Origin of the sequence: Listeria valentina, assembly GCF_011800755.1 — a bacterium.
Classification (GTDB): Bacteria; Bacillota; Bacilli; order Lactobacillales; family Listeriaceae; genus Listeria; species Listeria valentina.
This window is the reverse complement of record NZ_JAATJW010000042.1, coordinates 1-20422: the sequence shown is the minus strand read 5'-3', so window position 1 is coordinate 20422 and position 20422 is coordinate 1. Positions and strand designations below refer to the sequence as shown.

The 20422-nt window shown below is 40.5% G+C and carries 22 protein-coding genes; 10 read left to right on the top strand and 12 right to left on the bottom strand.

Annotated features, from left to right (window positions below; genetic code table 11):
- The 4 genes from HCK02_RS09800 to menI form a co-directional block, all read left to right on the top strand.
- Positions 1-576: DUF1672 family protein (locus tag HCK02_RS09800; protein ID WP_167629934.1), on the top strand; the 576-nt coding region annotated here is incomplete at its 5' end.
- Positions 577-592: 16 nt separating this feature from the next.
- A complete protein-coding gene (locus HCK02_RS09795) occupies positions 593-2593 on the top strand; it encodes an SA1320 family protein (RefSeq protein WP_246215573.1) in 2001 nt (666 codons plus the stop codon).
- Positions 2594-2604: 11 nt separating this feature from the next.
- Positions 2605-2913, top strand: a complete 309-nt coding sequence (locus tag HCK02_RS09790; protein ID WP_167629933.1) for a hypothetical protein — start codon at positions 2605-2607, stop codon at positions 2911-2913.
- Positions 2914-3126: 213 nt separating this feature from the next.
- Positions 3127-3501 carry a 1,4-dihydroxy-2-naphthoyl-CoA hydrolase MenI gene (menI, locus tag HCK02_RS09785; RefSeq protein ID WP_167629932.1) on the top strand — a complete coding sequence of 125 codons (375 nt, stop codon included), beginning with the start codon at positions 3127-3129 and terminating at the stop codon, positions 3499-3501.
- Between the two features lie 41 nt (positions 3502-3542).
- Here menI and mnhG read toward each other — a convergent pair whose 3' ends face one another.
- The 8 genes from mnhG to HCK02_RS09745 form a co-directional block, all read right to left on the bottom strand.
- Positions 3543-4121, bottom strand: a complete 579-nt coding sequence (gene mnhG, locus HCK02_RS09780) for a monovalent cation/H(+) antiporter subunit G (protein WP_167629931.1) — start codon at positions 4119-4121, stop codon at positions 3543-3545.
- Positions 4105-4392 (bottom strand): Na(+)/H(+) antiporter subunit F1, encoded by a 288-nt coding sequence (locus tag HCK02_RS09775; protein WP_036072987.1) that lies wholly within the window; start codon positions 4390-4392, stop codon positions 4105-4107. Before HCK02_RS09775 ends, mnhG begins: the two co-directional genes overlap by 17 nt.
- Positions 4389-4868 carry a Na+/H+ antiporter subunit E gene (locus HCK02_RS09770; protein WP_167629930.1) on the bottom strand — a complete coding sequence of 160 codons (480 nt, stop codon included), beginning with the start codon at positions 4866-4868 and terminating at the stop codon, positions 4389-4391. Before HCK02_RS09770 ends, HCK02_RS09775 begins: the two co-directional genes overlap by 4 nt.
- Positions 4869-4872: 4 nt before the next feature.
- Entirely contained in the window at positions 4873-6357 is a 1485-nt protein-coding gene (locus HCK02_RS09765; RefSeq protein WP_167629929.1) for a Na+/H+ antiporter subunit D, read from the bottom strand.
- Positions 6350-6697, bottom strand: coding sequence for a Na(+)/H(+) antiporter subunit C (locus tag HCK02_RS09760; RefSeq protein ID WP_167629928.1), 348 nt, complete (start codon positions 6695-6697; stop codon positions 6350-6352). Before HCK02_RS09760 ends, HCK02_RS09765 begins: the two co-directional genes overlap by 8 nt.
- 1 nt (position 6698) lies before the next feature.
- Entirely contained in the window at positions 6699-7121 is a 423-nt protein-coding gene (locus tag HCK02_RS09755) for a Na(+)/H(+) antiporter subunit B (RefSeq protein WP_167629927.1), read from the bottom strand.
- Complete coding sequence (locus HCK02_RS09750) at positions 7108-9522, bottom strand: Na+/H+ antiporter subunit A (protein WP_167629926.1); 2415 nt, start codon at positions 9520-9522, stop codon at positions 7108-7110. Before HCK02_RS09750 ends, HCK02_RS09755 begins: the two co-directional genes overlap by 14 nt.
- A 168-nt stretch (positions 9523-9690) precedes the next feature.
- Positions 9691-10899, bottom strand: coding sequence for a lmo2377 family MFS transporter (locus tag HCK02_RS09745; protein WP_167629925.1), 1209 nt, complete (start codon positions 10897-10899; stop codon positions 9691-9693).
- A gap of 227 nt (positions 10900-11126) precedes the next feature.
- On the opposite strand from HCK02_RS09745, the gene HCK02_RS09740 reads away from it, so the two are divergent.
- Positions 11127-11714 carry a peptidylprolyl isomerase gene (locus tag HCK02_RS09740; RefSeq protein WP_167629924.1) on the top strand — a complete coding sequence of 196 codons (588 nt, stop codon included), beginning with the start codon at positions 11127-11129 and terminating at the stop codon, positions 11712-11714.
- Positions 11715-11754: 40 nt separating this feature from the next.
- Here the strand turns inward: HCK02_RS09740 and HCK02_RS09735 are convergent, their stop codons facing one another.
- Complete coding sequence (locus HCK02_RS09735) at positions 11755-13110, bottom strand: aspartate kinase (RefSeq protein ID WP_167629923.1); 1356 nt, start codon at positions 13108-13110, stop codon at positions 11755-11757.
- A gap of 215 nt (positions 13111-13325) precedes the next feature.
- Here HCK02_RS09735 and HCK02_RS09730 point away from each other — a divergent pair, with 215 nt between their 5' ends.
- Positions 13326-13637: a PTS sugar transporter subunit IIB gene (locus HCK02_RS09730; protein WP_036072966.1), complete on the top strand. Its 312-nt coding sequence runs from the start codon at positions 13326-13328 to the stop codon at positions 13635-13637.
- A 100-nt stretch (positions 13638-13737) separates the two neighbouring features.
- On the opposite strand, the gene HCK02_RS09725 is transcribed toward HCK02_RS09730, so the two are convergent.
- The 3 genes from HCK02_RS09725 to HCK02_RS09715 form a co-directional block, all read right to left on the bottom strand.
- Complete coding sequence (locus HCK02_RS09725) at positions 13738-14418, bottom strand: ABC transporter ATP-binding protein (RefSeq protein WP_167629922.1); 681 nt, start codon at positions 14416-14418, stop codon at positions 13738-13740.
- Positions 14418-15521 carry an ABC transporter permease gene (locus HCK02_RS09720; RefSeq protein WP_167629921.1) on the bottom strand — a complete coding sequence of 368 codons (1104 nt, stop codon included), beginning with the start codon at positions 15519-15521 and terminating at the stop codon, positions 14418-14420. The genes HCK02_RS09725 and HCK02_RS09720 overlap by 1 nt, the downstream gene beginning before the upstream one ends.
- Positions 15522-15684: 163 nt before the next feature.
- On the bottom strand, positions 15685-16854 hold the full coding sequence (locus tag HCK02_RS09715; protein ID WP_167629920.1) for a MalY/PatB family protein: 1170 nt from the start codon (positions 16852-16854) through the stop codon (positions 15685-15687).
- Positions 16855-17024: 170 nt separating this feature from the next.
- Here HCK02_RS09715 and yugI point away from each other — a divergent pair, with 170 nt between their 5' ends.
- The 4 genes from yugI to HCK02_RS09695 all read left to right on the top strand — a co-directional run bounded on the left by yugI (position 17025) and on the right by HCK02_RS09695 (position 20256).
- Positions 17025-17375 carry a S1 domain-containing post-transcriptional regulator GSP13 gene (gene yugI / locus HCK02_RS09710; RefSeq protein ID WP_167629919.1) on the top strand — a complete coding sequence of 117 codons (351 nt, stop codon included), beginning with the start codon at positions 17025-17027 and terminating at the stop codon, positions 17373-17375.
- 205 nt (positions 17376-17580) lie between these two features.
- Positions 17581-18006, top strand: a complete 426-nt coding sequence (locus tag HCK02_RS09705; RefSeq protein ID WP_167629918.1) for an NUDIX hydrolase — start codon at positions 17581-17583, stop codon at positions 18004-18006.
- A gap of 72 nt (positions 18007-18078) precedes the next feature.
- Positions 18079-19431 (top strand): glucose-6-phosphate isomerase, encoded by a 1353-nt coding sequence (locus HCK02_RS09700; protein WP_167629917.1) that lies wholly within the window; start codon positions 18079-18081, stop codon positions 19429-19431.
- Between the two features lie 66 nt (positions 19432-19497).
- A complete protein-coding gene (locus HCK02_RS09695) occupies positions 19498-20256 on the top strand; it encodes a DeoR/GlpR family DNA-binding transcription regulator (RefSeq protein WP_167629916.1) in 759 nt (252 codons plus the stop codon).
- Positions 20257-20422: the final 166 nt, after the last annotated feature.

The following is a 20422-nucleotide window of genomic DNA, read 5'->3' as shown; positions in this document are numbered from 1 at the left end:
ATTCAATTTCATACGTCTGTTATTGTGGGATTTGATATGCAGAAAAAAGAGCTTGACCCATTGCCTAATGTTCGGTCTGAAGAAGGAGAGGTTGAAGGAGCGATTGTTAGTGGACTGTATGCAAAAGCTTACAAACAAGAATTCGAAAAATTAAATTCAATTTCAAGCCAGTTAGCGAGTGAATATAGTTTTAATGGAATCAATCAGATTGCAATAGAAAAAACGCATGCCTCTGGTTATGAACAAAAATATTTCTTTGTTTCTATATCCTCTCTGGATTTTCCTAAAGTTTATCAAGCATATATCGAAAATACAGCTGTCACTCCTATGATGCTTCAGAAGCTTTTTACAGAGGTCGAGGATTTAAAAAACAAAATAGATATACCACTAACTTACTTTAACAAGAAAAATGGACTTCCAGAACAAAATATAGTGGATAATATGGGGGAGGAACTGAAAAAAATATCTGGCATACCAAAAGGGACCTACTCAGTAGCGGTTTATAAAAATTTTATAGTGAACAGAGTAGGCCTTCCAAACGGTGATTCGACTGATTCAGCTGAAATCCAGAAATAAAGAAAAGGGAGACATTATGATGCTTATTGACACAAGAAGAACTTCGGACTTGGATATAATAGAAATGAGCGGGAAATGGGTATATACTGATCCACCAGAGAAAAGAAAACTAGATGTAAATGGGACAGTGTATAAGGTTAAAGAAGGAAAGTACAATACAAAATCCGGGCTTGATTATATGGTTGTAGAAAACACAAAAACGGGCGAGATAGGTATGATATTCCAAGGGACACAAGGGCAAAAAAATGGCGGTAAGGATATTCTAACAGATGCCACACTACCTGGTAATATTCCCGATGCACAATTGAAATCCGCGGATAAAGCCTATAAGAAGATGAGTAAAAAATATAACATTAGTTATGTCGGAGGAAACTCTCTAGGAGGCGGGCTTGGGAACTATGTGGCATCTAACAATGATGTTCCGAGTGTGACTTATAACCCGGCTATTTTGCCAGACGGAAAATATTCGCAAAAAAATCCAGATATAACCAACTATATGAGTGAATACGACCCGTTAACGCTAGGCGAACGAAGCGCGGGTTACATGAAACGCTTGCCGGGTAAAAATGTAACCTTAAAAAATAATATGCCCTTATTTGCCACACTTGCGTCCAACCACACAGGTTATGATGACCCTATCATGATAGACGGGGAGAAAGTCCTTATCGACGCCGATGCCTATTTGCCCGTTGGCGTTTGGAGTGGGGAAATCCTCACAGGGGGAAAAGGGCATAAGATAGATGTTAACCCTGAAAATATGAAAATCTTAGCCGATGCCATGGTATCGAAAATGAAAGGACAAATTACCACCGCCCAGTCTCACGTTGACCATGCCGTGGATATTGTGGAACGTGAAGGTAGTAAGTTAGATGACCGAACAATGAAACTAACCGATAGCTTCGACGATTTATTAGGGCAAGGGAGCTTCGGAAAGGCTTTAACTACTATGGAAGGGTATGAATTTTTACGTGACATAATTGAGTCTGGGAATCCAGCCGTTTCAAAAGCAAGTGAGGCAATTAATCGACTTCGAAGCTCTTCTGTTTTTTCTGATTTTCTAGTGAGCTTTTTAGGCAATTTTGAAGGAATGACTGGGGCGGCTATTGATTTGCCGATTCTCATCGGGGATGCTATCATGCGGCTAGATGACATTATCACAGAAGTAAACGCACTCAAAAAAAATGCTATTCCGATGCTATTTAATGGAATTGACAATGAATTTTTCAACGATGGCATGGTGGCAGAACTGAAAGCCCACTATAAAGTGATTGATGAAAATAAAGAGATCGTGACCAATCAAATTGTAACCTTTGGGACACAGGTTACTTATGTATCGAAAGAGCTAGAAAAAGCGGACAAGCTTTTAACTGCTACTCAAAAGGTAGAACGGGCATCTGCTCCTCCTGCCACTTCTGATTTTACGTTACAAGAATCGAAAGCACTCAAGGACGGCATGGGGAAAAAGCAGAAATTATTGGATCGCAACTATAAAAAATTTAGAGAAAATGCGGTTTCTCATCTTGAACCTTTAATTAGTAATTTTTATGGTGTTTTAAATCTACTAGACGAAACCGTCGAAGACCTTATTCAAGGATTGAAAAATATAAAAGGGACGTTTGAACATCTTCATGTTCCCTTTACAGATCTAGACGACGCGATCCCGATTCTGTTTGGTGCGGCAGTTTCTGCATTCAAACCCTATCAAACAGCCATCGAATCTGTTAAAACAGCCGTGCGCTCTTTACGCGGAGGTGGCTTGAATGATGTGCTAGAAGCTTACCGCCCTTATATTGATACCGCGCTATTTGAGGGGACACAATTCCAAAACGTGATCGCACTGAATAAGGCATCGGTTAACATTTATGAAAGTTCTCGAGCTGTTTTCAAAGATATAAAATATCAGCTAAGCGACAACAAAGCTGTGGCAGTCGAAGCGTTGGACAAGTTGGCAGATAAAATAGTGACGAATTTGACCGAGCTCATTGGTCAACTGAAGCAGGGAAGTATTGAAGTATAAGAGGGCGAAAAATGGAACGCGAAAAACTTATACAGCGATTGAAAATTAATCAACTGGCGCAAAAAATGACTAAGAAAACACTGGAACAAGAACGGAAAATATTGGTTACTCTTGAGGAAGCGCAAAAACAATTAAAAGCGCTTAAAGTTAAAATGTTAGAAGACGACGAAGAGGGCGACGAATTTTTTAAAGACCTTTTCAGTTATCTTCATGAAGAGGACGCACTGGCAAATAAAAATTTAGAAAACTCCATAAAACATGCTCGGGAGAATGTGAAAAATTCCGAACAACGGAAAAAGAGCAACAGGAAAAGCGGATGAGTTACTCGATATGCTGGCTGAATTGTCAGTGGAAAAGTGAAGAATATAAACCAAATGAAAAATAGGCTACTTTTTAGTAGTCTGTTTTTTATACATTCTTGCCCGAAAATATTAGTTTTGTTTATAGTGTTTTTATGCTTTTGCATGTTAAGAAACATGGTGGAAAGCAAAAAACCGAGTTTTCCGATATAATAGAACCAAAGAGGTGAAGATATGGATTTTGGAGAGTATATCGATATAAAACAAGTCATGGTTTCAAAACAACGAGTAGAGCTTGAACTCCTTGTAACAGATCGTGTTAAGCAACCCTTTGGTTACCTACATGGAGGGGTTTCTGTTGCTCTTGCAGAACACGCAGCGAGTCTTGGAGCGGGAGAAAATGTTGAAAAAAACCAAGTTGTTTTTGGACAGGAAATTAATGCCAATCATCTTAAAAGTGTAGAAAGCGGATCTGTTTACGCGGAAGCAACTCCTATACATATCGGGCGTTCCACGCAGGTTTGGCAAATTCGCATTACAAATGATGCAGATGATCTGATTTGCATAAGTCGCTGCACGATGGCAGTTCGCACAAAACGTACAAAATGACAAAGCAAAAGCTGGAGCGGGAGAAGCCGCATCCAGCTTTTTTATTCATCCTTATTATTTTTCTCGTCTTCTTCTTCAATAATTTGATTTTCTGAGTCGTCTGATTCCTCACGAATCGCGGTTTCATCTTGCTCGCGCTCTTCGTCGTTGTCTCGGCCGCGCTGATCGATTTGTTCCTCGCGAATCTCCCAATCAAGCCGATCTTCAAGCTCTTCTTTTTCTTGACGAGCTTTTTCGATTTGTTCTTGGCGGATAATCAAGTTACGACGCTTTTTGATATCGTCTTTTTTGACAGAGCGTAACTGGTCACGAATTCGAATCGCAAGTGGTACCCCTGTATCGTAGGCAGCTCGGTTGATCAAGTGTGAAGCAACTGGCGTAGTAAGGTAGATGAAGAGAATGGCGAGTAGCACTCGTGGATGGAAACCTTCGCCAGAATGAAGGAAAAAGCCCACTGTCGCGAATAGAATCAAGCTGACGCCAAATGTGTTACTAATACCAGCCGCATGCGTTCGGGTATAAACGTCGGGAAGGCGGATAACGCCAATTGCTGCTAGGATGCTCAGGAGTCCGCCTAACACGATCATGATGGCTACGATGATCTCAATTATCACGTTCACGATCAATCACCTTCCCTTTCTCAATGAACTTGGAGAATGAAACCGTTCCAATGAAAGCGAGTAGTGCAATTAAAAGAATGACATCCAGATAGGCATTGGTCCGATAAAACATTGAAAGTAGCGCTACGATAGCAACTAGGTTCATCCCGATGGAATCAAGCGCAATGACTTTGTCAGAAGTTGTTGGTCCTTTTAAAATTCGGTACAAGTATAGAAATGTTGAAATCGAATAAAGCAAAAGACCAATTGATAAAGCAATTTTGATAATCATCCGTGGAACACCTCCATGATCGCACCTTCATACGATTTTCGAATGGTAGCAATTTCTTCTTCAATATTTGGCACATGCAGCGAGTGAACATAAATCGATTTATAGTCATCCGAAATATCAATCGAAAGCGTGCCAGGTGTTAGCGTAATCATGAGAGCGAGCATCGTGACTTCCCAGTCCGTTTCAAGAAGTGTGTCATATCGGAAAATTCCCGGCCGGATGTTCATATCTTTTTTAAGCACGATTCGACTAACATGAATCGTTGAAAGAACCAAATCATGGAAGAAATTATAAAGCAATTTCACGAGCGCTAACAGTCGAAAGATGTAAAATGTGGATCCGAGGAAGCGCCGCATGAAAAAGAGCAAAATAATTCCGATGAAAAAGCCGATCACAAAGGTTCCAAATGTAAACGACGATTCAAGAAACATCCAGAGGCAAGCAAGAATTACATTGATAATTAACTGAAATGCCATTTCATCACTCCTTTATCACGGCATCAATATAGACTTTTGGATCAATAATCGGGTTTACAGCGTCTTCAATGAACGGAAATACTGCGTTTGAAAACAGGCCGTAAAGCACCGAAAGCGAAAGTAGAATAACGACCGGAAGCATCATTTTTCGGTAAGGGATCGAGAGGTTGAACCGCCCCATTTTTTCTCCCCAGAACCCGCGGGTGAAGACTTTGATGAGCGACATCAACACGAACAGGCTTGAAAGCAAGATCAAGATGCCACCTACGATTTCATGTGCACTAAAAGCACTTTCTACGATCAACAGTTTTCCGAAGAAGCCGCTTAGTGGGGGAATCCCAGAAAGTGCTAGGATGGCAATGAAGAAAGTCCATCCAAGTCCCGGCTTATCGGTCATCAGACCGCTGAATTTCTTGACGGATGACGTGCCAGTAATTGCCATAACGATGCCAACAATGAGGAATAAAACAGCCTTTATCAACATGTCGTGAATTAAGTAGTAAACTGCTCCCATCACTGACTCGCGAGACATGATCGAAACGCTGAATAAAATTACGCCGATTGCAATCAAGATGTTGTAAATGACAATTGTTTTTAAATCATAATAACTAATCGCACCAATGACTCCAAGGATAATCGTAATTAGTGCAAGTATACCAAGTAAAGGCATCACTAAAGTGGTTTCTTGGGTGAAAAAGAGGCTAAATGTCCGGATAATTGCGTACACTCCAACTTTTGTTAGCAAGCCCCCAAATAAGGCAAGAACTGGAATTGGTGGTGCAAAATAAGAGCCAGGTAGCCAGAAATAAAGTGGGAATAGCCCAGCTTTGAGTCCAAAAACAAATAGGAAAAGTACAGCTACAACACTTAACATTCCTGTATCTTGACCATGAAGAGCACTGATTTTTTGAGAAATATCTGCCATGTTAAGCGTGCCAATCATCGAGTAAAGCATCCCGATTGCGACAACGAAGAATCCGGATCCAACAACGTTAATCAATAAATATTTAATCGTTGCTTTGAGCTGGATTTGGGTTCCTCCAAGGACAAGCAAGACGTAAGAAGCCATCAGCATAACTTCAAAGAATACAAATAAGTTGAAAATATCCCCCGTGAGGAATGAACCGTTTACCCCGACGATCATAAATAAAACAGCGGGGTAATAAAGGAACTTCTCACGTGCTTTACCGATGGAGTAAAATGAATAAACAATGACGCAAGAAAGAATGATACTAGTCGTAAATACAAGCAAACTAGCGAGCATATCCCCAACGACGGTAATACCAAACGGGGCATTCCAATTACTAACGTTAACAGTCGTAATTCCATTTGTGTGCACATGGAAAACTAAGAAACAAGCAGCGAGAATCAGGAAAAAGCTACCGATAAGGGCAACAATTCGCTGCAGGATAATTTTCTTGGGTAAGAGCATTAGGAGAATCGCAAACAAAAGTGGAATTAGAATTGGAGCTAAAACTATATTATTCATCATCGGCCTCATGTCCTCTCGTTTTGGATATGCTCTCACTGTCAAGCTCCTGATAAGCCCGATATGCAAGAACTAAAAAGAAGGCAGTAACGCCGAAACTAATGACGATAGCCGTTAAGATAAGCGCTTGCGGTAAAGGATCGTTATAAAGCGAAGTAGCTTTGATGCCAAGAATTGGCACGTTCCCGCGCTTGATGCCACCCATTGTCAAAACAAATAGGTTGACGCCGTGACTCAAGATAGCCGTTCCAATAATGATCCGCAGTAAGCTTTTCGATAAAATCAAGTAAACTGCAGCAGCAAACATTAAACCGATTAGGATAGACATTAGTAATTCCATATTAATCACTCTCCCCAATCGATTGAATGATCGTAAGCGTTACGCCAACAACGACAAGGTAAACGCCTAAGTCAAACAGAGTAGCGGTATGCAGAGAAACCTTTCCAAGTACAGGTAAATGCACATACGTGTAAACATGCATTAGAAATGGCTTACCAAGAAAAATACCAATAAATCCAGTTCCTACGGCGAATAGCAGGCCAACGCCAGTAATGACAAGTGTATTGATGTTGAGCATGCCTTTTACCGTTTTAATATCATAAGCAAGGAGGGTAAGCGTGATTGCTCCTGCACTTGTAAGCCCGGCTACGAAACCGCCGCCAGGGTTATAGTGCCCAGCGAAAAACAAATGCAGTGAAAATAAAAAGATAATGAAGGCTACTACTTTCGTGACATTTCTGAGCAGAACATCATTCGTTTTCATTTTTCTTCCTCCTTTTCGTTAATCTTAGTTTGATCATGCCGAAGATACCAATAGAAGCAATCGCAAGCACAGCTGTTTCGAAAAGTGTATCAAAACCACGGAAGTCAACGAGAATTACATTTACGATATTCTTCCCGGCTGCTTCTTTGTAGACATTATCAATATAATATTTCGAGATCGAGTCATAGAAAGTGGTGTCATAAGCTGATAAAGCAATAAGCGTGACCGCGACCCCAACGCCAATACTCAAAAATGTTTTTGTAGAAAATAGCTTTGGTTTTTCCTCGATATTACTGAACTGTGGCAAGTGATAAAACACGAGTAGATATAGCACGACAGAAATAGTTTCAATGACAAGCTGCGTAAGTGCTAAGTCAGGCGCACTGGCAATAACGAAGAAAATACTAATCGTGTATCCCATTGCTCCAAGCAAAATAATGGACGTGATCCGTGACCTCGAAAACATAATCCCGATCAAGGTGACAAAAACAACAGCTGCAAGAACGCCATCAACCAGTGTGATCTGAGTTAAGTTAGCAAAGTCAAAGTTTAGCGAATCTGTGATGAAAAGTGTTCCAAGTATAAGCGCGATAAAGGCGAATAACATGTAGTTTAAATAAGTTCGAAGCCAGCCTGTCATCACATACATTGTTAAGCGATAAGAACCTTGCTCCAGATAAAACATGCCATTGTCGTAGGTTTTTCCGATCCGGAATGCTTTTGGAACTTTGCTTGAAATAAACGGTATCCAACTGCGCCGTGTTTTGTATAAAAGAATTCCGAACACAATGACGCCGATTGTCATGAAGAGTGCAGGCGTAAAACCGTGCCAGAAACTGATGTGGATATGGAAACTACTTGCATGAGAAAGCGTCGGCAAGATCGCCTTCACCGCTGGCTCTAAGATTGGCGCTGCGATGAAATTTGGGAAAAGACCAACCCCGACAACAAATGCGGCAAGAATAACCGGTGGGGCTAATAAGCCAAGTGACGCTTCATGTGGTTTCTTAGGAAGCAAATACGGCTTTGTTTTGCCAGCAAAAGTGCGGAAGAAAATCATCATGCTATAGACAAATGTAAACACACTCGCAATCCAAGCGACGACTGGCAAAATAATGCCCCAACTCTCTAAATTGAACAGGTTGAGATGGATAATTTCCGTCAAACTTTCAAAGAACATTTCCTTACTTAAAAAGCCATTAAATGGTGGAATCCCAGCCATTGCAAAAGTTCCAATAAAGGCGATTGTTGCAGTGATCGGCATAATCCGCATCAAACCACCGAGCCTGCGGATATCCCGTGTTCCGGTTTCGTGGTCGACAATCCCAGCCACCATGAAGAGGCTGCCTTTAAATGTAGCGTGATTGAACAAGTGGAACATCGCTGCAACAATTGCCATCACATAAATATTGTCATTCATTGAATCGAAATGAAGACTAGCCGATCCGATTCCAAGAAGCGTCATAATCATTCCAAGCTGACTGATCGTGGAATAAGCCAAGATCGCTTTCAAATCAGTTTTTTTCGTAGCGTTGACAGAACCCCATAACATTGTTGTGATCCCAACGATTGAAATTACGCTGAACCAGACACCAGAAATGGCAAAAAGCGGCGTAAACCGAGCGACGATATAAAGTCCGGCTTTTACCATTGTAGCCGAGTGCAGATAAGCGCTGACAGGTGTTGGAGCTTCCATTGCATCAGGCAACCAGATGTGGAATGGAACTTGCGCAGATTTAGTAAAAGCACCAAGAAGAATCAAAATCATCGCGGGGATAAAGAAGATATTATCTGAGATAGATGGTGCATTACTTAGAATCTCACGAATTGAAAAGCTGTCAGTCATGATATGAAGCATCAAGAAGCCACCAAGCATCATCAGACCGCCGAAAACCGTTATCATCATTGATTTTCTTGCCCCATAACGAGAGCGTTCACGGTGGTACCAGTACCCGATCAATAGGAATGAACTGATTGAGGTTAACTCCCAGAATAAATAAAGGACAATTAAATTATCGCTTAATACAACGCCAAGCATGGCCGTCATAAAGATGAGTAAGAAAGCATAAAAATTATTTAATCGTTCTTTGTTTTTTCCCAAATAAAAAATGGAGTAAAAGACAACCAGTGACCCAATTCCAGTGATGAGGAGTGCGAATAAGAGGCTTAGCCCATCAAGCACGACTGTGAAGTTGATACCGTAGCGCGGGATCCATTCAAGCGTCGCTGTTGTTGCTTTCTGAGCTGTTTTTGGAATGAAAGTGAGAAAGTAAATAAAGAGAATAACGGGAATCGGAAGAGCGAGCCATCCCGTATGTAGTTTCTTAGTCCACCGATAAAAAAGTGGAATAAGGAGTGCCGCAATAAAGGGCAAGAGAATTGCAACGTGAAGTAAAGACAATAGCAGTTCCTCCTTTTTATATCAATTAACGAAAATCGTTATTTTTTAAAGCAAGTACTTACATTTTTCGTGTTAAAAAAAATACTAGTTTAAGTATAGCATATTTTTTTGCAAGAAAAAATGCAGAGAACTCAATATCTTTAAGGAATTCTCTGCAAGAACTGTAAATTAGTCCACATTGAGATGACGCTTTCGGTCTGAATGTAGCGCGTAAAGCAAAATGAAAAAAGCGACGAAAAACATAGCGCTCATAAAGAGAAAAACATTGTTGATGCCGATAAATCCTGAAAGGCTTCCGCCGAGGATCGGTCCAATAACATTTCCAAGGAAGCGAGCACTTTGATTGTAGCCTAACATTTCACCTTGCATGGCTCCAGGTGCTGCAAGGCGGATATAAGCAGTAATGCAAGGAACCATTCCACCGAGTGCGATTCCAAATAGGAAACGGAATAAAATGAAGAGCCAAAGGTTCGTTGTGAATGCTTGAGGGATGACGAATAGTGCCGCCAGAATTAGTAGGATATTTAAAATTTTTTCATAGCCATATTGATCGCCAAGTTTGCCCCATTTTCTTGTCATCACGAGGTTCCCGAATCCGGTTGCTGAAAAAGCCAAACCAGACATGAAGGCGATATTGCTGGAATGAGTCATCTTGCCAACGTAAAGAGCGAGAAGAGGCTGAACACTAAAATTAGCAATTTGAATTAAAGCTGTGATAATCATCACCGTAAGCAAGACCCGCATATCGAACATTCGTTTTAAAACGGCTCGACGCGAATAAATCATTGTGTTTGCTCCAGACGTTGCTTCGCGATTTTCCTTTAACCCTAAAGTCACAATAATGGAAGAAACTAAGATGGCAATCCCGGTTATGGTGAATGTATTGGTAAAGCCAAAAGCATCGGCCATAGCCCCGCCAAATAGCGGTCCAAATAACATCCCAGTAACGCCGCCAAGTTGGAGTGTTCCGAGGATTTTCCCTGCTTCTTGTTTTGATGTTTGCCGAGCGATAAAGGCATTGGAGATACCGATAAACCCGGTGACAATCCCCATGAAGATCCTAAGAATCAATAAGTAACCAACAGATTGTGCAAATCCCATTAGGAAGATACTAACGGACATCCCGAATGAAGTAAAAACCAAAATTTTCTTGTACCCATATTTATCACCAATCCTTCCCCAAATCGGTGAGAAAACAAAGGCGATAAGAAAAGTGATTCCGAAGATAAGGCCTGCCCACTTTTGAACATAGGCGGGAGAATGTTTGCCAAAGGTTTCAATGTAGAGCGAAAGAAATGGCATGATCATCGTGGTGCTCGCTGACATCAATAAATTTGCGAGCATTAAAATGTATAAATTGCGTTTTTCAGTCGACAAAATCGTTCACTCCGTTCTTTTTAGTTTAAAAACTAGGCGTTTCATATTAGAATTAAGTAGGAATTGAAAAATCAGAGCAGTATGGACTGCGGAAAAAGGAGCACTCATGGTTAAAAAAATTATCATTTGGATTGTGGCAACGTTGCTTGTTTTATACATGGTTGCTGTATTTATCAACTTGCTTTTCATCTGGTTTGGAAATTAAAAATAAGCAAAGGAGCATAATTATGACATATCCTCAATTATCAAAAGAAATCGCAGAAAATGAAATTCTTGCGGAAATTGTGACGAATCGCGGAACGTTGAAAGTCAAACTTTTCCCGGAAGTCGCACCAAAAACGGTTGAAAACTTTGTAACACATGCTAAAAATGGCTATTACGATGGCTTGATTTTCCACCGCGTTATCCCTGAATTTATGATTCAAGGCGGTGACCCAAACGGAAACGGAACAGGTGGCGAAAGCATCTGGGGCGAACCATTTGAAGATGAATTTTCACGTCATGCTTTTAACTTGCGTGGGGCTTTATCAATGGCGAATGCAGGTCCAAATACAAATGGAAGTCAGTTTTTCATTGTTCAAAAACCGGACATGCCACCAGAAATGGTTGGTCAAATGGAAGAAGCTGGATTCCCAACTGAAATTATCGAAGCTTATAAAGATGGGGGAACTCCTTGGCTTGACGGTCGCCACACAGTGTTTGGTCATGTGATCGAAGGCATGGATGTTGTTGATAACATCGCTTCCGTTCAAACAGCAGCTCAAGATAAACCCGTACATGATGTTGTAATTGAAAAAATCAACATTCAAGAATAATAGCGAAAAGGCACGCCGCAATCGGTGTGCCCTTTTTCCTTTAATGAGACTTGAAAAACTCTTCGTAAAGCGCACGGATTGCTGTTTTTTCAAATTCTTTTTTGATGCCGAACATGATGCTCACCTCAGAAGAACCTTGGTTGATCATTTCGATATTAACCTTCGCATTAGCGAGCGCACGGCTAGCGCGGTAAGTCGTTCCGATGTTGTGCCGCATCGATTCGCCAACGATCATAAGAAGCGTGATGTCACGCTCAATATTAACATAATCAGCCTGAAGCTCCTCTGTAAGATTCTTGATCAAGGTTTGTTCAAGCTCTGAATTTAGTTGGTTGTCACGCAAAATAACCGTGAGATCATCAATACCTGAGGGCATGTGCTCGAAAGTAAGCTGATACTTTTCCAAAATAGAGAGCACGCGTCGCCCAAAGCCAATTTCTCGGTTCATTAAGTATTTGCTAATATAAATTTGACTAAAACCGCTGTCACTTGCAATCCCAACAACAGGACGTGCCGCTTGTTCATGAGCTTTGACGATTTTTGTGCCACTGCAATTGGGATTATTCGTATTTTTGATATGGACAGGAATCTCGGCAGCAAAGGCAGGAAGGAGCGCTTCTTCATGGAAAATAGAAAAGCCAGCATAAGAGAGCTCACGCATTTCGCGGTAAGTCAATTCATGGATTTCTTGCGGGCCGCGAACAAGCGCGGGATTGACTGTGAAAACCGCATCTACATCGGTAAAGTTTTCATAAAGAGAAGCTTTAACACCGTTGGCAAGGATGGCACCCGTGATATCCGAGCCGCTGCGAGAAAATGTGCTGATTTCTCCAGACTTTGTGTAACCAAAAAAGCCAGGAAAAATAATCAATTCCTTCGCTTCCCGTAGTTTGTAAAGGTTCTCGTAAGATTCCGGTAAAACTTGGGCGTTTGCATGTTCTTCTGTTACGAATAATCCAGCTTCTCGCGGATTTTGATAGCGTGCAGGCATATTCCGCGCATTAAAAAAAGCAGCAACTAATTTGGCGTTATTGTCTTCACCGCTCGCTTTTATTTGGTCCATGAATAAATCTGGATTGGCTTTATCACTTGCGAGTAGCGCTTCGAGATTGGAGCGGATCGATTGGATAACCGCAAAATCTGTTCCAGTGTTTGTTGCAATTTCTTGATAGCGGGCAACGATTTGTTCAACTAAGTCTGCGGTGTCTTCGTCGAGAAGTGCCTTTGTAGCCAGATCAATTAGTAGATCCGTCACTTTGACATCTTCCTTAAAACGCTTGCCGGGTGCTGAAACAACGACGATTTTTCGGCTAGAATCTGCAGAAACAATTTGAAAAATTTGTTCAAAATTAGCGGCCGAAGCTAGCGAACTTCCACCAAATTTTACTACTTTCATGTCTTCACTCCTGTTCGCAGTTGTTCCTTTTCATTATGTCCCTTTTTTCACAAAAGTGCAATTTCTTTTGTTTGAAAAACTTATTCCTTTAAACAAAATAAAAACGATTGTATAAAAGTATATACTTTTAAGATCTCTTGCTTGAGAAATAGTGAAGAAATAATGTATAATGAAAAGGTAATCATTAAGCGTTTCAATTTGAAAGGAAGATAAAAATGAAAAAAATCGTTTTGTTCTGTTCAGCGGGCATGTCTACAAGTTTACTGGTCACAAAAATGAGAGAAGCAGCAGAGAAAAAAGGTGACGAAGCGGATATTGACGCTTATTCTATTTCCGAGCTCAATGAAAAAATTAAAGATGCCGATATCGTTTTGATCGGCCCACAAATTCGTTATGAAGAAGGTAACGTGAAAAAGGCTGTGGATGGACGTATTCCAGTTGATGTTATCAATATGCAAGACTACGGTACAATGAATGGTGACGCTGTTTATAGCCAAGCTGTAAAATTGATGGATGAACATCAATAAATCGGTTTTAATGAAATAAAACTAGCAAATGTTGAGTTTGCTAGTTTTTTTGTGCGTAAAAAAGCCACTACCAAAAGGCAGTGGCTCACTTTCAAATGGATTAACGTTCTTTTTGTAATTTACCATCTTCAATCCGGTAAACGTGATCGCACAAATCAAGCATTCGTTCATCATGAGTAACCATGATCGCCGCCCGGTTCGTTCCTTCAACTTCTTTTCGTAGCAATTCCACAACCTCACGGCTCCGTTCACTATCTAAACTGGCAGTAGGCTCATCAGCAAGGATGATAGCAGGCGAATTAATGAGCGCGCGTGCAATCGCTACCCGTTGTTTTTCGCCGCCCGATAAATCTTTCGGGTAAAACTTAGAGCGAGACTCAAGACCAAGTTCGTGAAGCAATTCCAAAGCTTTCTTGCTAGCTTCATGTTTAGAAGTTCCAGCGCGTTCCGCAGAAAAACCGACTTGGTCCTTCACTTTCAAATATGGCACGAGGTGAGCCGCTTGAAAAATAAACCCGATTTCCCGCAAGCGAAGCGCCGTTTGCTCCTTTTTCGAAAGTCCGGAAATATCATTGCCGTTTAAGAAAATTTTCCCCGAACTCGGTGAAAGAAGCGCCCCCGCAAGTGAAAGGAACGTACTTTTGCCAGAACCGCTGGGTCCGACTATCGCAATTAATTCTCCTTTAGCTGCCTCGAAATCAGTTGGATGTAAAGCATGCACCGTATCAGGACCAGATTTATAATTTTTGGCTACAGCTTCAAATTTTAAAATCGTCGACATTACTCATCACCTCCACGAATAGCATCCAGTGGATCCACTTTATTAATGCGCCACATTGAAAGTAACGATCCGATCAAAGCGACCACAAAGAAAATTAAACTGTAAGCCACAATCGTGCTAGTAGAAAGCTGGAATGGCATCGCATCAGGAAGGACGCTTGGCAGTAACAACGTGATACCTACACTCACGATAATGCTGATTAATGAAATAACAATTACTTGAGTAACGAGACTCATAGCAATATAGCTTGCTTTCGTTCCAAGCGCTTTTAGAATCCCGAACTGCGTTGTTTTTTGAAGCGTCATTACATAGAAGAAAGCCGTCAAAATAAAGCCGCCAATTACGATTAAGAAATAAATCATCATGTTAAGTGTCATTTGCTCAGCTGAATATCCAGGGATTTGATCTAGAAACTCCTTCTGGTCGAGCACTTTTAGAGACAATCCAGAAAGCGTCACTTTTTTGTCGCTGTTTTCAGGTTTGATCAAAATAGCACTCACTTCAGGCGTCTTTTGATGATATAAAATCGGATTGATCGCTTGCCAAGTAGGCATATTAATATAAACGACCGGCGCATGGCTGTATTTTTGATTTTCAGTAAATCCAACAATTGTGAGTTCTCGGTTCAAGATGTCATCCATGAGTACATCGCCAAGTTTAATGCCTTCCTTTTTTAAGGATGCATCGACTACGATTTCATCCGGTTTGCTCACTTCAAGTCCTTTTCCTGATGAAATTTTAGGATCGAGAAAGCTACCCGGTTGAATAGCGAAAAAAGCAATACTGAATTTTTTATCATCTTTTTCGCGTTTTAAAGTTTGCATGGATTGTCCAAGCACTGCGGCGTCAGCAACATTTTTGCTTTCTTTCACCTTTGAAAGCTCGTTTTCACTAAACAAAGAACGAGCGACTTTGCCTTGCGCATCTTTTGAGATGGCATAGTAAGGAACATTGTTGCCAGATACAGATGAAGCGTTGTCGTAGGCAAGTCCATTTGCGAGTCCGGATAAAATGAGCGATAAAAGCATAATTAAAACCATAATACCGGTCACAAGTATGTAGCGCAGCTTCGAGTATCGCATCTCGAGAAGTCCTAAACGCATTAAAAATTCACTCCTTTAAATGAAATAACGGAAGATAGCCTTCCGGTTTTTGTAAAAAATTGTTCACTTTAAAGTATAACAAGGAATGACTTGAAAATGTAGCGCAACCGCTCAAAAAAAACAGTTTCCCACTCATGAGCGGAAAACTGTTCGATAGAGTTGTTTATTTTTGGATCCCTTTAATCAAGCAAGCGATCCCTTTTTCTAAAGTAGCTCTTGGGCAGGCAATGTTTAATCGGATAAACCCTTTTCCGTTTTCACCGAAATCTGATCCAAGTTGAATGCCGCAACCGGCGGCAATGATATCTTGATAGAGCTTTTTCTCATCTTTAGCCACTTTGCGAACGTCAAGCCACATCAAATAAGTAGCTTCTAAATTAGCAACTTCCACTTCCGGGGCATAACGCTCAAATTGATCTTTGGCGTAGTGGTAGTTTTCAAGTACGTAAGCTCGCAATTCATCTAGCCAAGCTTCCCCTTCGCGATAAGCTGCACAAAGTGCGATTTGTCCAAACTCGTTGATTCCTGCAGCATGAACGTATTTTTGCCAAGCTTCGATTTTTTCGCGATATTTCTCACTAGGCACAATCAAGTAAGAAACTTTCAAACCAGCGAGGTTAAAGGTTTTTGTCGGCGCCATAAGCGTGATGATCTGTTCTTGATATTCGGGGCAAGCTTTCACAAGTGGCGTATGTATGAACGGTTCCATCACAAGGTCGGAGTGAATTTCATCCGAAACGATCGGAACGTTGTAACGCTTGCAAAGCTCTACCATTTTTTTGAGTTCATCAGGGTGCCAAACTCGTCCGCCTGGATTTTGTGGATTACACAGTAAAAAAAGTTTAATATCTTGGGTTTTTAACTTAGTTTCCATATCCGAAAAATCAATTTCAAAACGGTGATCACGAAATTCTAACGGAGTTGTGACAACTTCACGATCAAGCTCTTCTCCGGCCACTCGGAAAAACGGTGTATAAATCGGCGAGTGCATCAAAACTTTATCTCCTTTTTCAGTAAGCGAGCGAAGGGCAAGCGAGATGGAAGGAACGACGGCTTCATTGAAAAGCACATCTGAACGGTTAATCGTAAAATCATGACGTTTTTTGTTCCAAGCAATCAAGGCATCAAGCATTGGCTCCACTGAATTTGTATACCCAAATATTCCGTGATCGATTCGACAGCGAAAAGCATCCAAAACCGGTTTTGGGGCCCTGAAATCCATGTCAGCGATCCACATGGGGACTACTCCTTCGCGGTCAAATAAATCCTTTGCGCCATCCCACTTTACAGAGTTTGTGCCAAGACGCGGAATAACTTCATCAAATTGACTCATGCTAAATCCTCCCTCATTTATGGAATTTCTCTTTACTTATTGTATCATACCCACTTTTTTTGGAAGAGAAGAACGAACTAAAAAACAAAAAGAGAAGAAAATGGCAGGAAAGGCGAACGAGTGTTATAATAATTTTTATCCATTTAAATGAGAAAGTAGGTGTTGTTCAGATGAGTGATTTTCAAGCAGGAGATATTGTAACTGGAAAAGTTGTTGGTATCCAAGGCTACGGAGCATTTGTTGCGCTTGATGACAAAACACAAGGTCTTGTTCATATTTCCGAAATTACGCATGGCTTTGTCAAGGATATCCATGACTTTCTTGAAATCGGTCAAGAAGTACAAGTCAAGATACTCGAAATTGATTCAGAGCAAAACAAAATCAGTTTATCAATGCGTGCCCTTGAAAAAACAAAACCAGCGCAAAAAACGACATCTAAAAAAGAATCACAAAATGCAGATGAAGGCTTTAACACTCTTCGCGATAAGCTAGAAGAGTGGATAAAAAAAGCAGATCGCTAAACAAGTGACAATGGTGGAAACTTCTGATTCTTTCAGGGGCTTCCATTTCCTTTTTCACTTGAGATATCTGACAATTCGATGTTTAAACGTTATTACTAGAGCTGGTGAGCAAAAACTCTTTTTTTGAAGTGAATTTTTAGACTATTTTTTCTAGTTAGGCTATTAAGAAGAAACCAAATGAATTTGAGTAGAAAGGGAGTGCGCCATGAAAAAAACGATCAAAGTTGAGGGCTTTATTTATAATCGAAAAAGGGATGAAATTCTTGCTGTACGGAAAAAAGACTTATCTTGGGGGCTTCCAGAGGGAGAAGTAGCACGTGATGAAACAATGGAAGAAGCGTTAATTCGAGTAATCAAGCAAGAAGCAAATATTGATGTTTCTGTTGCTAATTTGTTGCACTGCTGGGAAAGAAGAACTGCTTGGGAACATGTTTGCACATTTATTTTTCGGGCCTTTCCGAGAGGGGAGTTCGTAATCCCTAAAACGGAAGAAATCGCTTTTCGTGTGAAATGGCTATCCGTTCCTTTAGCGGATAATCTACTCCCTTTTGAGTATGCCTCACTTAACCTTTTACTAGATGCTACAGGAGCCCATTACGATCGTTGTAATGAGTTTCCGGCAAATCAGTGACTATCCTTGCGAAAGTTGGGTATATGATATAAAGTTAATGCAGAATCTTTTTTAATTTTTGGAGGGAATAAAATGACTCATATTAATTTTGATTATTCCAAAGCGCTACGTTTTTTTGACGAACATGAGCTTGACTATCTAGAACCTGCTGTAAAAGTCGCACATGATATGTTACATAACGGAACTGGGGCAGGAAGCGACTATTTAGGCTGGGTGAATTTACCGAGCGATTACGACAAGGAAGAATTTGACCGCATTTTGAAGGCTAGCCAAAAAATTCAAAATGATTCCGAGGTGCTCATCGTCATCGGAATTGGTGGTTCATATCTCGGAGCTCGTGCAGCGATTGAAACGCTAAATCATTCTTTCTACAATGTATTAGATAAAAAAGATCGCAAAACGCCACAAGTATTTTTCGCAGGAAACAGTATCAGTTCTTCCTATTTACATGATTTAATCGAAGTTGTTGGCGACCGTGATTTCTCTGTGAATGTTATTTCAAAATCAGGAACAACAACAGAACCGGCGATTGCTTTCCGCGTGTTCAAAGAAATTCTTGAAAAAAAATATGGAAAAGAAGGCGCGAAATCTCGCATTTATGCAACGACTGATAAATCGAAAGGCGCTCTTAAAACCCTTGCAGATAATGAAGGCTACGAAACATTTGTTGTACCTGATGATGTTGGCGGCCGCTTTTCAGTACTCACTGCCGTTGGTTTACTTCCGATCGCAGCAAGTGGTGTAGATATCAAGAAAATGATGGAAGGGGCAGAAGCTGCAAGCAAAGACTTTGCCAAACCTTCCTTAAAAGAAAATATTGCGTATCAATATGCAGCAGCTCGTAATGTGCTTCACCGTAAAGGAAAAGTAACAGAGCTTTTGATTAGCTACGAACCGGGACTTCAATATTTCAATGAATGGTGGAAACAGCTATTTGGCGAAAGTGAAGGGAAAGATAAAAAGGGAATTTACCCATCGAGCGCAAGCTTTTCGACAGATTTGCATTCACTTGGGCAATATATCCAAGATGGACGTCGTAATTTATTCGAAACCGTCGTTAAGGTGAAAACCCCGCGGCATGACTTAACCATTAATAAAGAAGAAGTCGACCTAGATGGCCTTAACTATTTAGCGGGCGAAACAGTAGACTTCGTAAATACGAAGGCATTTGAAGGAACGTTACTTGCTCATACAGATGGAGAAGTTCCGAATTTTGTCGTTGAAGTCCCATCACTTGATCCATATACGTTTGGCTATTTAGTTTACTTCTTTGAAAAAGCTGTGGGAATCAGTGGCTATCTAAATGGTGTAAATCCATTTGATCAACCTGGAGTAGAGGCATATAAAGCAAATATGTTTGCGCTACTTGGCAAACCAGGCTTTGAAGATAAAAAAGCTGAACTTGAAAAACGTTTGAACGATTAAAAATCAAGAGACAAAGCCTTCAAATTTTTTTGAAGGCTTTTTTCTTTGAAAGGAGTTAAAAGTTTTATGCTATCCATAGAACGGAAAAGAGCCATTGTTCGATACGTGAAATCAAGAAAAGTAGCTACCGTTTCAGAACTAGCTAAACATTTTGATGTCCATGAGGCAACTATTCGACGAGATTTAACAGCTCTAGAGAAAGATAAAAAATTAAAACGTACTCATGGCGGAGTAATGCTTGAGGAGAAGGTGGTTTCTGAACCGGATTGGAGCAAGAGAAGTGAAGTCCGCTTTGAAGAGAAAAGACGTATTGCAACTTATGCAGCTGAAATGGTAGAAGATGGCGATACAATTTTACTGGATGCTGGCACCACAACAGGCTATATTGCAGAAGCGTTAAAAGAGAGGCAAGGCCTGACAATCATTACAAATGATATTCGTGCAGCTTCGATTTTGCGGTTTTCAAAATCAAAAATCATTGTAACAGGTGGGGTGATTTATCCTGAAACTTATATTTTAAATGGGATGATTGCAGATGAAACCATTCAAAATATCCACGTGCATAAGGCATTTGTCACAACACCTGCACTAGATGTGGATAAGGGCTTAATGCATTATGATGAATACCTAGTTTCTATAAAAAAAGAAATCTTGCGTTCGGCTGACGAAGTGATCTTGATTACTGACCATACAAAGTTTGGGAGGATTTCCCTCTATAAATATGCAGACTTGGATGAAATCTCTTGCATTGTTACAGGAAAAGAACTCGATGAGGTTTTGCTAAAACAATTTGAAGAAAAAGGTGTTTATATCTATTTAACATGATGCTTATTAAAGTGGTCTGAAACGGGAATAAATAAGGTTTTATAAAAGAAAAGAAGAACAGATATAATTTTTATTCAAAAAAAATCATAAAATCTATTGACGAACGGCTTGAAAATTGGTATATTAATAAACGTTGCTGATGCGCTAAACGCGCAACAGAAACTCA